11 protein-coding genes are annotated in these 15,098 nt (G+C 61.9%); 1 reads left to right on the plus strand and 10 read right to left on the minus strand.

What is annotated here, in order from left to right:
• The 10 genes from WD767_17275 to WD767_17320 all read right to left on the minus strand — a co-directional run bounded on the left by WD767_17275 (nucleotide 1) and on the right by WD767_17320 (nucleotide 14,423).
• Nucleotides 1-681 (minus strand): hypothetical protein, encoded by a 681-nt coding sequence (locus WD767_17275; GenBank protein MEX2617844.1) that lies wholly within the window; start codon nucleotides 679-681, stop codon nucleotides 1-3.
• 49 nt (nucleotides 682-730) lie between these two features.
• Entirely contained in the window at nucleotides 731-1,414 is a 684-nt protein-coding gene (locus WD767_17280) for a hypothetical protein (GenBank protein ID MEX2617845.1), read from the minus strand.
• Between the two features lie 42 nt (nucleotides 1,415-1,456).
• Entirely contained in the window at nucleotides 1,457-2,620 is a 1,164-nt protein-coding gene (locus WD767_17285; GenBank protein MEX2617846.1) for an alpha-hydroxy acid oxidase, read from the minus strand.
• 73 nt (nucleotides 2,621-2,693) lie between these two features.
• A complete protein-coding gene (locus WD767_17290; protein ID MEX2617847.1) occupies nucleotides 2,694-3,569 on the minus strand; it encodes a transglutaminase family protein in 876 nt (291 codons plus the stop codon).
• Entirely contained in the window at nucleotides 3,566-6,148 is a 2,583-nt protein-coding gene (locus tag WD767_17295; GenBank protein MEX2617848.1) for a circularly permuted type 2 ATP-grasp protein, read from the minus strand. Before WD767_17295 ends, WD767_17290 begins: the two co-directional genes overlap by 4 nt.
• A 2-nt stretch (nucleotides 6,149-6,150) precedes the next feature.
• Complete coding sequence (locus tag WD767_17300) at nucleotides 6,151-9,456, minus strand: transglutaminase family protein (GenBank protein MEX2617849.1); 3,306 nt, start codon at nucleotides 9,454-9,456, stop codon at nucleotides 6,151-6,153.
• 143 nt (nucleotides 9,457-9,599) lie between these two features.
• Nucleotides 9,600-10,778, minus strand: a complete 1,179-nt coding sequence (locus WD767_17305) for an enolase C-terminal domain-like protein (protein ID MEX2617850.1) — start codon at nucleotides 10,776-10,778, stop codon at nucleotides 9,600-9,602.
• Between the two features lie 3 nt (nucleotides 10,779-10,781).
• Entirely contained in the window at nucleotides 10,782-11,264 is a 483-nt protein-coding gene (locus tag WD767_17310) for a (2Fe-2S)-binding protein (GenBank protein ID MEX2617851.1), read from the minus strand.
• Nucleotides 11,254-13,554 carry a xanthine dehydrogenase family protein molybdopterin-binding subunit gene (locus tag WD767_17315; protein ID MEX2617852.1) on the minus strand — a complete coding sequence of 767 codons (2,301 nt, stop codon included), beginning with the start codon at nucleotides 13,552-13,554 and terminating at the stop codon, nucleotides 11,254-11,256. The genes WD767_17310 and WD767_17315 overlap by 11 nt, the downstream gene beginning before the upstream one ends.
• Complete coding sequence (locus tag WD767_17320) at nucleotides 13,554-14,423, minus strand: xanthine dehydrogenase family protein subunit M (protein ID MEX2617853.1); 870 nt, start codon at nucleotides 14,421-14,423, stop codon at nucleotides 13,554-13,556. Before WD767_17320 ends, WD767_17315 begins: the two co-directional genes overlap by 1 nt.
• 154 nt (nucleotides 14,424-14,577) lie before the next feature.
• On the opposite strand from WD767_17320, the gene arfB reads away from it, so the two are divergent.
• Nucleotides 14,578-15,000: an alternative ribosome rescue aminoacyl-tRNA hydrolase ArfB gene (gene arfB / locus WD767_17325; protein MEX2617854.1), complete on the plus strand. Its 423-nt coding sequence runs from the start codon at nucleotides 14,578-14,580 to the stop codon at nucleotides 14,998-15,000.
• Nucleotides 15,001-15,098 lie beyond the last annotated feature (98 nt).

Below are 15,098 nucleotides of genomic sequence, written 5' to 3' on the forward strand. Positions count from 1 at the left end.
TCAGATATCCGACAGGAACGCCTTCTCGCCAAAATTCATGAGTTGGTGGCGGGAGATGACCGGGGACACCGCACCATGGGCAACGATATTTTCCACAGATAGTGGGCCGTTCTCCAGTTCCTCCAGCGCCGCCATCCCCGTCGCTTCGATGAAGACGGTGAGGCCCGAGGTCCGGTCCTGCCCGCGTGTCTTTTCGTCCAGTACCTTCCTGCGAGTCGCTTCCATATCCGCCTTCCAGATCTGCAGGCCGATAATTCCCGGCCGCTTCAGCAGAGCCGGGAACTGATCCTGCCCCAACCAGCGCACCAATGCGTCCTCGCATCCGTTTGCGGGTTCCATGCGGATGGTCATGGCGGCCGCGCCATAGCCCCAGCCGATGCGGCGGATGACATTGTAAGCCGTGCGGTTCGTATTGCGGAAATGCGGCTGAATGCGCCGGGACCAGGCTGACGTGTTGTCGGTACTGTGAAAATAGCCGGGGCTCTGCATGACGGCGGCATTGTCGGTAATAAAATAGGTGAAGAACATCTGTTGCCCGGACACGGTGCAATAATGTCGCGCGCCATGGAAGCCATCGACGACCAGCCGCTCGAACATATGTTCCTCTTCGTACCACCGGTCGTATTCCGCTGCCGCCTCCGGCGTGATGTCCGACCACACCGCGAGTATCCCCCTGATCATGTCATATCCCTTCCTGAAAGCGGCGAAAGCCGCCGGCAACCAACAGCGCCTAAATCACCGCCATGGGCTCCTTCTCGCCATAATTCATGAGCTGGTGGCGGGAAATGATGATGTCTTCGGCACCGTGAGCAGCGAGGCTGTCCGCTGACAGCGGTCCCGATTCCAGACTCTCCAGCGCCGCCATCCCCGTCGCCTCAACGAACACGGTGAAAGGCGCGGTTTCATCCTCCTTGCCCCGCAGGCTGGCGTCCTGCACCTTGAGGACGGTGGAATCCAGGTCGCGCTCCCATATCTGCAAGCCTATAATCCCCGGCTTCCTCAGCAGCTCGGGAAACAACTCCTGACCCAGCCAGCGCATCAGTTCGCCCGCGCGTCCTTCGGCGGCGCCCATGCGGATGGTCATCGAAACGGCGCCAAAGCCCCAGCCGATGCGGCGGACGACATTGAAGGCCGTGCGGTTGGTGTTGCGGAAATGGGGTAGTATGCGCTTCGTCCAGTCCGAGGAATTGTTGGCGCTTTCGAAATAGGCGGGGCTTTTCATCACCCTGGAATCGTCCGTGACGAAATAGGTGAAGAACATCTGCGATCCGGACACGGTCCGGTAGTGTCGAGCCCGGTGGAACCCGTCGACCACCAGCCGCTCGAACATGTGCTCTTCCTCGTACCACCTGTCGTAATCCGCCGCCGCATCCGGCGTGATATCGGACCAGACGGCGAGTATCCCCTTGGTCATGCTTCCCCTCGTTATGGATTGTTATCGGTGACGGGCGCCGCCCTAGTTCCGGTTGGTCGGGCCGAAAATCGTGGGATCCAGTTCCTGGACATTGCGGCACCCGACATACCCCATCGACCGCTCGAACTCCTCTCCGAGAATTCCGAGCGCCTTTGTTGCCCCCGCCATGCCGGCGGCGGCGGTGCCATAAAGTGTCGCGCGGCCGACCATGACCGCATCGGCGCCCAGCGCCACCGCCTTCACGATGTCGCTGCCGCGGCGGATGCCGCTGTCGAGGATGATCGTCGTGCGCTCGCCGACGGCGGCAACGATTTCCGGCAGGACATCGATGGTCGGCACGGAGCCATCCAGCGCCCGTCCGCCGTGGTTGGAAACGACAATGGCGTCCGCGCCGTGATCCACCGCCTGCCGCGCCTGGTCGGCGCTGAGAATACTCTTGACGATCAGCTTGCCCGGCCAGAAATCGCGCATCCTGGCAATATCCTTCCAGGTCATCGCCTCATGGCGTTTGGGTGTGCGACCGTTCCTGCTGGCGATCACGGGCTTGTACTGGGCGGGATAATTGGCGTGGTTTGGCATGCCGCCATTCATGAAATAGCGGAACATCACGGAGGTCAGCCAGCGCGGATGCATCATCAGGTCCGTCATCAGGGTCGGGTTGATTTTCAGCGGTACGCTGAACCCGTTGCGGTGATTGTATTCACGGGCCCGTCCCAGGGCGCTGTCGATTGTCACGACCAGCGCCTCGAAATTCAGGTCCCGGGCGCGCCCGACCATTTCATAGGATAGTTCCTCCTCTTCCCACATGTACAGCTGATACCAGGGACGGCCGCCGGCTTGCGCCGCGATGGATTCCAGCGGCGTCAGCGAACTCATGGCCAGGGTAAAGGGAATGCCCGCGGCGGCGGCCGCCTGGGCCAGCGCCAATTCCCCTTCATACCAGCAAAGGCCGGCGATACCGGTCGGCGCGATGATGATCGGCAGGTCGATGCGCTTGCCGAAAATTTCGGTGCCCATGTCCCGTTCGCTGAGATCCACCATGAACCGGGTGCGCAGCGTCAACCGGTTGAAGGCCGCGCGGTTCTCCGACAGCGATACCTCGTCCTCGGTACCCCGGTCGATGTATTCGAACACGGCTTTCGGCAAACGGCGGCGCGCCGCCTCGCGTAAATCGGCAATATTATAAAATTTTTCCAACTGAGCCACCGGCACGCCCCTCGCAACACTGATCAGGTGCATATCAGCTTACAGCGGCCAGTCATGCGCGAAAAGTCCCTGCTCAGTCGACCCTTGGCTCGACGGAGACGGAAACCTCGATCTCGTGATTTCCGCCGCCGATCACCAGCCCGTTGATGGGACTGACATCCGCATAGTCGCGACCCCAGGCGACTGTTATATGTTCGCCGGACGGAATCTGATTGTTGGTCGGGTCCAGGTCCGTCCAGCCGTCACCCGGCACCCAGACCGACAGCCAGGCATGCGACGCATCGGCCCCGACCAGCTTTTCCTTGCCTTCCGGCGGATGGGTAAGAATGTAACCGCTGACATAACGGGCCGGCAGCCCCATCGACCGCAGGCAGGATATCTGCAGATGCGCGAAATCCTGACAGACGCCGCGGCGATCCTTCAGGATGGTGTCGACCGGCGTGGAAATATCCGTGACGCCGCCCTCATAGTGGAACTCGTGAAAAATTCGACCCATCAGATCGACAGCCGCTTCCAGAACAGGCCGGCCCGGCGGAAAGGAGGCCAGCGCATATTCCCGCGCGGCGCCGTCCGAGATCGTCTGCGGGGAATCGAAGACGAACTGGCAGATATCGATCATATCGCCGCTGGACGACTGCTGAAACTGCGTTGCATGCTCCCAGGGCGGCGAAAGACCCGGATGCCCGGGCGGCGGCTGATGCACTTCGACCTGACTGCGGGAGACAATCGACAGGACATCATGTGTCCCCTCAATGGTGATGTAGGTCGTGGGGTTGCCGAAATAGTCCGTTGCGTTTTCGATGACGGCGGGAGAAGGGTCAACAAACAGTGCGTGGCGATGGCAGACCTGCCAGGGATTTGGGCGCGGCGCCAGGTGCAGCAGGTGATGGGAGATCGATACGCTTTGCGTATACTCGAACGTGGTTCGGTGGGTGACCTCGTAAATCACGGCTGGCGCCTGCTGCTTCCGCTACGGATCGGCAGAACATGGGTAAAGTAGGCACGGGAAATATCGTCGGACAGCATCACGGCCATTTCCTGCTGTCGCCGCAGGAATCGGTCGAGCTTGACACGCCGCCCCCTGCTGTCGCGGCTATCCGCCAGTTCATACACCATGGCCAGTTTCAGACTGCTGCGCATTTCCTCGACCAGATATTCCTGGTTCGTCAGCGTGGCCATCCGCACGTCACGCGGCAGGGCGGCAATGTGTTCGTTCAACACGTTGGCCTGAAAAATCAGTGACCGCGGATTGGTTTCATCGCACATCAGCAGGTCGAGTACCGGCGCGAATTGCGCCGTCGTCAGATACCGTGTCCGATAGGTCATCGTACTGTCGCCCAGTTCCAGCAACAGGTCGAGCCCGCCATCGCTTTCCGGATTGCCGGCCCCGGCAAGTTCCCGGATCAAAATGGCCGTATGTCCGCTGCGTTCGATGCGTCGTCCGACATCCAGCAGTCGCCAGCCAACGCTGCGGGTCATGTTTTCCATCTGCATCCCGTTGAACGCCGTCAGCAGCCGCAGCAGTTCGTTCAGGAACGCATGCGCGTTGTCGATGCCAATCGGCGCCATACCCGCATAGCGCGCCGCCAGACGATGCGGCATATCGAGAATCTGCCAAGCATCCTCGCTCAGCCTGTCCCGCACCAGCGATGCCGTCCGCATCAGGTTTCCGAGAAGGCTCAGGAGCCCGTTATTGACGTTCCGGTCGAACAGCAGATTGCCGATCTCCCGCTCGAATGCCGAAAGACCGGCTGATTCCGCACGGCGCGCCGATCGCTTCGGCAGATATCCCAACCCTGTAAGAATACCGATCAGCCGGCGGAGGATTACCGGGTCATCGGTTGCCCCCACTTCACCCAGCATACGGCGGATCAGGCTGCGCATCAGCCGGACCGTGCTTTCCGTCCGTTCCGCATACCGGCCCAGCCACAACAGGTTATCGGCGACCCGGCTGGGGATATTCTCGCCGCTGCGGCGCAGCACCGACCCGCCTTCCAGCACGGGCAGGCGGCTGAACGTACTGACCGGACCGTCCGACAGAACCCACGTGTCCTTACTGGCATCCCCCTGCTGCATGGAGACAGCGTGGGTGTAGGGCTCATCGGATATCCGGGTCAGCCCACCCGGCATCACCCGGTATCCGCCGCCATCCGCACAGATGAACACCCGCAACATCATGGGGCTGGGACGCAGCCCGCCATCGCGCCATGCCGGTGTCGTCGACAGGGGCAAAACTTCCTGTCCGATAAAGTCGCGCTCGCGCGATACGAGACGCTCGACAATTGCCCGCCGGTCGGGGTCCGACAATTGCTGCGGCAAAACGGAATGCATGCGATCGGTCAGGATGGTGCGGTTGGAGAATGTCGGCCGGAGAACGAGGTTGTCCAGGTTGTTCAGAACAAAGTCGCGTTCCTTTTCCTGTCCGCACCACCAGGTCGCCACCGACGGCAAAATCAGATCGTCGCCAAGCAAATGACGGCACAGGCCGGGCAGAAAGCCCATCAGCGCTTCGCATTCAACAATGCCACTGCCCAGGGAATTGGCGACGACGACATTCCCTGCGCGAACCGCGGCGACAAGGCCCGCCACGCCGAGCAGTGATTCCGTCCGCAGTTCCAGTGGATCGCAGAAATCGCCATCGACCCGCCGGTAGATCAGGTCTACCTGCCGCAACCCGCTCAGCGTTTTCAGATAAACCCGGCTGTCGCGGACGGTCAGATCCGCCCCTTCGACCAGCGGATAACCCAGATACCGGGCCAGATAGGCGTGTTCAAAAAAAGTTTCGTTGGATGGCCCCGGCGTCATGAGGACGATCAGCGGGTTTTCCCGCCCGGTCTGCGCAACAAGATTGTCACTGAACGCCTGAAAAAACGCCGCCAGTCGCTGGACCGGCGCATTCCGGAACACGGTGGGCAGCGAACGCCGCATGACCAGGCGGTTTTCCAGGGCATAGCCGGCGCCGGAAGGCGCCTGGGTCCGATCGCTGACGACCCACCAAGTATTATTGGCCGCGCGGGCAAGGTCAACCGCCATGAACTGCAGATGCACGTTTCCCGGCGGAACAACACCGTGCAGCGGCCGCAGAAAATTGGGATTTTCAAAAATTATCGCCGGCGGAATACGGCCTTCCCGCAGCAGGGTCTGCGGGCCATACAGATCGGCGACAATGGCGTTCAGCAGAGTCGCCCGCTGGGTCAGCCCGGCTTCCAGTTGCCGCCATTCCGCAGCATCAATGATAAAGGGAACCGGGTCCATCCGCCAGGGACGGGCGCCGCCGTTTTCCTCATCATAAACATTGTAGGTCGTTCCGTTTTCGCGGATCAGCCGCTGCGCCGTTTCCCAGGCGCCTTCCAGTTCAACCCGCCGGGTCGCATCCAGTTCATCCAGAACCGCGCGCCAATGCGGCCGGACGTTCCCGTTGGCGTCGACCATCTCGTCATACGCACCTTCAACGGGCCAGTATCCGTTCGCGAGTCCGGGGCCGCGACTGTCCTTTTCGGCGTCGCTCGTCTGATGGGGAATGCTCATATTCAATGCGCGCGCCGCAGGTCCAGGGTCATCGGAAATTCTGAATTGGGTATCGGACGCGGCGCGGTGCCGCTGCCGGGCGTATGCCCGAAATTGAAATAACGGGACAGGCGCCGGCTTTCCGCCTCGTAGGAATTGACCGGGAAATGCTCGAAGTTTCGGCCGCCGGGATGCGCCACATGATAGGTGCAACCTGCCACGACACGATTTGTCCATGTATCGAACAGGTCGAAAACAAGGGGCGCATCCACACCGATCGTCGGGTGCAGCGCCGATTCCGGTTGCCAGGCCCGGAACCGCACCCCGGCGATGTATTCGCCGTTCGTGCCGGTGGATGACAGCGGCACCTGGTATCCGTTGCAGCCGAGCAGATAGCGGCCATCCGTCATGCCGCGGAGTCGAAGCTGAATCCGCTCCACGGACGAATCGACATAACGCACCGTACCGCCGACAGCCCCTTCCTCGCCCATCACATGCCAGGGCTCCAGCGCCTGGCGGATTTCAATTTCGACGTCACGGTACTGGGTTGCACCATAGCGCGGAAACCGGAATTCGAAATGCGGAGCGAACCAGTCCAGTTCGAACGGAAAACCCGCATCACGCATTTCATCGACCACACCGGCGATATCCGCCCAGACCGCATGCGGCAGCATGAACCGGTCATGCAGCGACGTTCCCCAGCGGACCAGCGGCGCGATATAGGGTGTCTTCCAGAACCGCGCAATCAACCCGCGCAACAGCAATTGCTGCGTCAGGCTCATCCGCGCATGCGGCGGCATCTCGAAGGCGCGGAATTCAACCAGGCCCAGTCGCCCGGTCGGGCCATCCGGCGAATACAGCTTGTCGATACAGATTTCGGTCCGGTGCGTATTGCCGGACACATCGATCAGCAGATTGCGCAGCAGGCGGTCGATCAGCCAGGGCGGGCTTTCCTCACCCGGATCGGGGACCTGGCTGAAGGCGATTTCCATTTCATACAGCCCGTCATGGCGCGCCTCGTCGATGCGCGGCGCCTGGCTGGTCGGACCGATGAACATACCGGAAAACAGATAGCTGAGGCCCGGATGATGCTGCCAGTAGGTAATCAGGCTGCGCAGCAGGTCGGGGCGGCGCAGGAAAGGGCTGTCCGCCGGGGTCGCTCCGCCCGCAACGACATGATTTCCGCCGCCGGTACCGGTGTGCCGTCCATCCAGCATGAATTTCTCGGTGCCGAGCCGCGTCAGCCGCGCTTCCTCGTAAAGTGTGGTCGTGATATCGACCATTTCGCTCCAGTTATGCGCCGGCTGGATATTGACCTCCAGCACGCCGGGATCGGGAGTCACCTTGATGACGTTGAGGCGCGGGTCGTTCGGCGGCGCATAGCCTTCGACATGGATTTCCATTGACGATTCCGCCGCGGTTTCCTCCACCGCCAGCAAAAGCTCCAGATAATCCGCCAGCGTCTCTGTCGGCGGCATAAAGACGCAAAGCCGGCCATCGCGTGGCTCTACGGTCAACGCCGCGCGCGCGACCCCCTTGTCGCCGCCGCCGGTCGACTGGCCGGCCTGAACCTGCCGTCCCGCCACGGGCTGATCCTGTCCGGCGATATACGGCTGGCGCCGTTCGTCGGGATCGGGCAGCTCTGTAAGCTCCGCAAAAGGATCCGCCGGAACGATATAGGGATAATCGACCTCGGGAATATGCGGCAGGGACCCTAGCGGTAACCGGTATCCGACCGGGGAATCGCCCGGAATCAGGTGCAAATGTTTGCTTCGGGTTGTCCAGGGCTCGCTGACCCAGCGTCTTTCGCTGGCTTTCGCGTTCCAGCGCTGCACCGGGAGAACGAAGCCGGTCGGCGTCTGCAATCCCCGTTCGAAGGTTTTGGCCAGGCGCTCCCGCTCCATCGGATCGTCCAGCTTGGAATCCGCCGGGTCGACATTTTCCGGGAGATGCCGTTCCTTCTCCAGAAAATGCCAGGGGTTTTCATAGGCCGCCGTCGCCGCATCCGGGTTGATGTCCAGGCGCTGCGCCACGCTGCGCGCAAAAGCGCCGGCCTCCTCGATATCCGGCGCAACGTTCTCGTCTTCATCCGCGATCAGTTCCGGATGGCGCCACATCGGCTTGCCATCGACCCGCCAGTACAGCGCAAAGGCCCATCGCGGCAACTGTTCGCCGGGATACCACTTTCCCTGCCCGTAATGCAGAAGTCCGTCCGGCGCGTATTTCGCCTGCAAACGGCGGATCAGATCGTCCGCCAGCGGGCGCTTGGTCGGACCCACGGCCGCAGTATTCCATTCCGCGGCATCGGGATGATCGATGGATACGAAGGTCGGTTCGCCGCCCATTGTAAGTCGAACGTCGCCGGCTTCGAGGCTGGCATCGATCTGCCGGCCCAGAGCGTCAATTGCCTGCCAGGTTTCCTCGGTATAGGGCTTGGTGACGCGCGGCGTTTCGAGAACCCGCGTAATCTTCATGTCGAAGGAAAAGTCGACTTCCGCTTCCCCGACGACGCCGGAAATCGGCGCCGCGCTCTGCGGCCGCGGTGTCGCCGCCAGCGGAACATGCCCTTCGCCCGCGAACAATCCGGAGGTCGGATCGAGACCGACCCAACCCGCGCCGGGCAGATAGACCTCCGCCCAGGCGTGCAGGTCGGTAAAGTCTTCCTCCGCACCGGACGGCCCATCAAGGGATTTCACATCGGGTTTCAACTGGAACAGGTAGCCCGACACGAACCGCGCGGCGAGACCCAGATGCCGCAATATCTGAACCAGAAGCCAGCCGGTATCGCGGCACGACCCCTTGCCCCGCTCCAGCGTTTCCTCACAGGTCTGCACGCCGGGTTCCATGCGGATCAGATACGTGATTTCCGTTTGCAGCCGCTGGTTCAGCGCAACAAGGAAATTGACCGTCTGTTCCGGTTCCTTCGGCACCGATTCCAGCCATGCGGACAGCAGCGGCCCGGCGGATTCCGTCTCCAGATAGGATTCGAGTTCCCGCTTCAGATCCGCATCGTACCGAAAGGGAAATTCCTCCGCATCCGGCTCCAGGAAAAAGTCGAACGGGTTCTGGACAGACATATCGGCGACGAGGTCCGTCTGCACGATGAAACGATCAACCGGGTCGGGGAAGACGATTCGCGCCTGATAATTGCCGTAGGGGTCCTGCTGCCAGTTGATGAAATGCCCTTCGGGCTCGATTTTCAACGCGTAGCTGATAATCGGCGTGCGGGCATGCGGCGCGGGGCGCAGGCGTATAATCTGCGGGCCGACTTCTACCTTCCGGTCGTATACGTAGCTCGTTTTATGGTGCAATGCGACATGAATACTCATACGCCATCAGGTCCTAATCATCGTTGTTGCGGCCATAATCGACTGCAACAGGCACGCAACATATTCGCCCGGAGTCTGGCCTCGTCAATAGGTATTGTAGTTCAAATCGCCGTCTGCGTCACGTGCAAGCCGGTGCCGCACGCCTAGCGGACGATCCGCGTTTCGACCGCCGCCTTCGCAATTGCAACCCAATCATAGGTCACGCCGAGGCCTGGCGCATCGGGGACACCGACACAGCCGTCATCGCCGACACAATCCAGTTGGTCGGAATATCCGCCTTCATAGAACGGCAGGGACCAGGCGTTCGGGCAATCCGGATGCACCAGATTGACCTCATAGTAATTGGAATTGCGGCACGCCGCCATCAGCTGCCGCATCGCCGGGCCGCAGGAATGGATTTCGCAATCCATGCCCAGCCCCTCCGCCGCGGCCGCAACCTTGTGGCAGCCGGTAATGCCGCCGTCGTAATCGGGGTCGGCACGGGCGAAATCGGTCGCGCCGGCGACCATCATGTCGGTGGTTGTCTCCAGATTCCGGACGTGTTCGGTAATCAGGATCGGCGTATTGATATATTCCTTCAACACCTGATGCCCGCGGACGGAAACGCCGCCATCCGAATAGGGGTCTTCCAGCCAGTAAAGCCCGCATTCGTCGCAGACCTTGCCGAGCTGGATGGCGTCCGCCAGCGTCTTCATATGGCCCGAACCGTCATACATGATCACCATGCGGTCGCCGACCCGCTTGGCCACTTCCCGGATCATCGCCGATTCCTGCGCGAGATCGCCATGCCAGCCATGCATCTTGTAGGCGCGATAGCCCAGTTCGTGGCACTGCTCGGCGAAATCCGCATAGGCCCCCGGGCTGGAAAGGCCCTTGGGCAGGTTGTCGCCATGAATGGTGCTGGCATAGGCTGGCAGGCGCGTCCGGTACCCGCCCAGCAGTTCACCGACCGACGCGTCGTAATGTTTCCCGGCAAGGTCCCACAGGGCGATATCCAGCGCGCCGATTCCAACCTCGCCGATATGCTTGGTCAGTTGGCGCATCGACCGGTAATGCTTTTCCCGCTGCAGGGCGGGCTGGCCGATCAGCCGATGCGCCAGGGCCTCGCAGGCGGTCATGATTACCTTCGCGCGCCCGCGGCCCGGCACATATTCACCGACAACGCCCGTATCGGTGTGGATGCGAAGCCCGAAGCGAAGCTGCGGCTTCGCCGTGCCCGGCGTGTAGGATATTCCGAAGCCGGCAGCGTCCGCCGACATGTCGGGGATGGTGACTTCAAAGGCGGTGAATTCGATCCGTTCGATGATGGGTGTACCGGTCATTTGTTATTTTGCCTTCCGCTTCTGTCCGGCCAGCCGGACCGCCTTGATGATTTCGGGATAGGTGCCGCAACGGCACAGGTTTCCGGACAGGTAATGCATTATCTCATCGTCGTTCGGCGCCGGATTTTCATCGAGCAACTGCTTCGTCATGAGGATAAACCCCGGCGTACAATAGCCGCACTGCGAAGCGCCACATTCGATGAACGCCTCCTGTTCCGGGCTCAGGCTGTCGCCGTCGCTCAACCCTTCGATCGTGCCCACCTCAGCGCCATCGACGAAGGCGGCCAGCGACAGGCAGCCCGTCACCGCCGTACCGTCGATCAGCACCGTGCAGCAGCCGCACAGGCCCTGCCCGCAGCTTTCCCGCGACCCGAACAGACCGAAACTTTCCTGCAGCACCTCGGTCAGGTTCTGGTGCACGCCGATATCGGCCACGACCGGCCGTCCATTGAGGGTAAAGCGGATCGTTCTGCGTTCAGCGGTCATCGCAGTCATCCTCCAGCGGCCGACCCTGCTTTTCCCGCAACGCGCGGAAAACCGCCTCGGCGGTAATCGGCATCTGCGTTATCCGCACACCCACCGCATCCTCGATGGCGTTGGCGATGGCGGGCGAGACACCGAACGTGCCTGATTCTCCCGCCCCCTTCGCGCCGAACGGGCCGTTATGCTGCTCTGCCTCAATAAAGCCGTTTTCCATCGTTTCCGGCATATCAAAGAAACCGGGGATCTTGTAATCCGCCAGCGACGGATTGGTAAGCTGGCCGTTTTCGATGATCATGTTTTCGGTCATCGTGAAACCGAGCTGCATGACGGCCGCGCCGGAAATCTGCGTCTCCACGACCACCGGATTGATCGGCTTGCCGATGTCGCAGACATTGACCAGCCGCAGGATGCGGATCTGCCCGGTTTCCGTATCCACCTCGACCTCGGCGCCGGTCGCGCCGATCATCCAGAACGGCGTCGCGTTGGAGGACTGCCCGGTATCGTAATTGGGCGGCGAAAAATCGGGAATATAATTGGCCGTGCCGACGATATTCCCCGCCCGCATCCCGAATTTCCGGATGAACAGTTCCGGCAGCGGCGTATTGGCCCCTTCCGGCACGCCGACTTCCCGGGCCAGCGCCTTCAGCTTGTCTCGCGCATCCGACGTCGCCAGCCGCACGGCATGCCCCATATGGAAGGTCGAACGGGACCCCAGGGTGGACATGTCATAGGGCGTCACATCCGTATCGGGATTGACGATCCGGATCAGTTCTATCGGAATATTCAGCACTTCCGACGCGATCTGCGCCATCGCCGTATCCGAGCCCTGCCCCATATCGACGGTGCTGCAATAGACAATGCAGCTGCCATCGGCGTTAACGTTGACGATGGCGCTGGATGTTGTCGGTGAAATTGACGCCTTGAACCCCAGTGCGACTCCCCGGCCCCGCAGTTTCGTACCGCTGCCCTTGTCGAATGGCCGGTTCCAGCCCATTCGCAAAGCCGTTTCATCCAGCACCGCCTCGAACTCGCCGTCCTCGACGATGGTACCGACTGCCTGCGGCCGACCATTGCGCAGGATGTTCCGCTTGCGGAAGTCCACCGGGTCGATGCCGAGTTCGCGCGCGATGATATCCGTGTGGCTTTCATAGGCCCAGACGAGCTGCGGAATGCCGAATCCGCGCAACGCCCCGGCGGGCGGCCGGTTGGTGTAGAGCGCGTAGGAATCGATCGCCACGTTGTCGATGTCGTAGGGACCCGCCGCCGTGAATCCCGATTTCTGCGTCACCCGCGGGCCGATATCGGCATAGGCGCCCCCATTCCACCAGACCTCGCATTTACGGCCGGTTACCTTGCCGTCCCTGCTGACGGCGCTGCGGATACGGAATGTACAGGGGTGCTTGGTGATGGTGTAGAACTGTTCCTCCATGGTCTGCGCCACCCGCACCGGGCGGTGCGCGATCAGCGACAGCGCCAGCGCCAGCGCCTCAACCTTCACATAGACCTTCGCGCCGAATCCGCCGCCCAGATGCGCGGTCTTCACCCGCACATTGCTTTCCGGCCAGCCGAGCAGCCGGGCCAGTTCGAAACGCACGAAGGACGGGCTCTGCGTCGAGGAGTAGACCGTCGCCCGGTCATTTCGCACATCCGCCAGCGCCACCATCGGCTCGAAGGGCGTATGCATCGTCTGCTGGGTGCTGAATGTATGGTCGAAGACATGGTCCGCCTCTTCGAAGGCTTTGTCCGCATCGCCGTGGCGCAGGTGATACTCCAGCGCCAGATTGGTATCCCGCTTGCCCGCGAGATGCTTCAGGTCGGCGAAGGTGCCGGCCGGCTTCAGTTCGTCATGGACGATGATGTCGGAGGTCATCGCCGCGACTTCGTCATAGATGCCCGGCAATTCCTCATATTCGACGACGATCCGCTGCGCCGCCGATTCGGCGATATGCGGATCCGTGGCCAGCACCACCGCGACCGGTTCACCGAAATGGCGCACCTTGCCCAGCGCCAGGATCGGCTGGTCATGGAAGGCGGGGCCGTAATAGGGCTCTGGCAGCACCGATTTCACATCCTCGCCGGTGATGACGCGATGCACGCCGGGCGTCGCCGCCGCTTCGCTGGTATCGATGGACAGGATGCGCCCGTGCGAGATCGGGCTGCGATGCACCTTGGCGTGCAGCATCGACGGCAGGCGCAGATTATAAATGTATTCGGCCTGCCCCGTTACCTTGGCCCGCGCCTCGATCCGGGGATAGGAATGGCCGACCGTCGTCGTCGTTGTTCCGCCGGCCATCAGCCTGCCCTCCCCGTTTCGACGCCTGCCGCAAGCGCCTGACGGATCGCCCGCTGCATGAAGACGCGGATGAGTTCACGCTTGTAGGCGGCCGAACCGCGCGCATCGGTATGCACTTCGGCTTCGGATGCCGCCGCATCGCCGGCCGCCGCGAGAACCGTGTCATCAGGAACGCAGCCGTTCAGGACCGCTTCCACCGATTTCAACCGCCGCGGGGTATCGGTCGCGGCGCCGATGGCCACACGCGTGCTCCCGTCGCTTTCCAGCGAAACGGCGATCCCCAGCGCCGGCCAGTCATCCGCGGAGCGGGTGGTGTGCTTCAGATAGGCGGACCGGCGGCCCGCCAGGGCGGGAACAATGACCTCGGCGATCAGGTCATCCGGGTTGAGCACGGTTTCCAGATAGCCGCGAAACATATCCTCGACCTCGATCACCCTTTCGCCGCCAGGGCTGACGATCACAATTTTCGCGCCGAGCGCGATCAGCACCGGCGGCAGGTCCAGGTGCGGATCGCCATGCGCCAGATGGCCGCCCAGCGTCGCCACATTGCGCACCCGCACATTCGACAGCCGCCGCAACGCGCGGGCGATGACCGGCGCGATTTTCGCCACTTCCGTCGACTTTTCGATTTTCCGCAATGGCGTCATCGCGCCGATCCGCAAATCGCCGCCACCCGTTATGCCGATTTCGGAATAGCGCGACTCGATTCCGCGCAGGCTGATCAGCCGGTCCGGCTGGAAAATGCCGGTTTTCATCATCAGCATCACGGCCGTTCCGCCCGCGATCGGCCGGATCTGCGTATCCGACGCATCGAGCATCCCGACGGCTTCCTTCAGCGTTGCCGGCTCCGACAGTCCGAATGGATTCATGACGCGCCCGCTCCCTGCGCGCGCATATGATTATTCCGCATCGATGAACGCTCCCCCTGCCTTCCGGTAGCCGCCGATCACGTATCATGTTCCTATGAATTCGCGGGTCCTGCAACCGCGCCGGAATTTTCGATGCTGTGCTACACTGCATGTCATGATTCAGGTTACCGATTCCATCAGCATCGACGAAAGCGAGATTGAGGAAAGCTTCGTCCGGTCTCCCGGCGCCGGCGGGCAGAAGGTCAACAAGACCGCCAGCGCCGTACAGTTGCGGTTCGACGCGCGCAAATGCCGGGCCCTGTCCAACGCGCAATTCCTGCGCCTGCAGCCGCTTGCGGGCCGCCGCATGACGCGGAACGGCGTCATTGTCATCGTCGCCAACCGGTTCCGCACCCAGGAACAGAACCGCCGCGATGCGCTGGACCGGCTGGTTGCCCTGATCCGCGAGGCGGCAACGCCGCCGAAGTACCGGCGGCCCACCAAACCGACCAAAGGGTCGAAACTGCGGCGCCTTGACAGCAAACGTCGCCAGGCCGATATCAAGAAGAACCGCGGCAAGGCGCGTGGCTTCGACTGATTCACGCTGTGTTTACCCTCTGTACAACAGGGTCAACTCCACGTAGAAAACCGGCAAAGCGCCATGTTTTGCCGATTTTGATGACCGGCGCCGCGCAC

This window comes from Alphaproteobacteria bacterium (assembly GCA_040905865.1).
Taxonomy (GTDB): domain Bacteria; phylum Pseudomonadota; class Alphaproteobacteria; order UBA8366.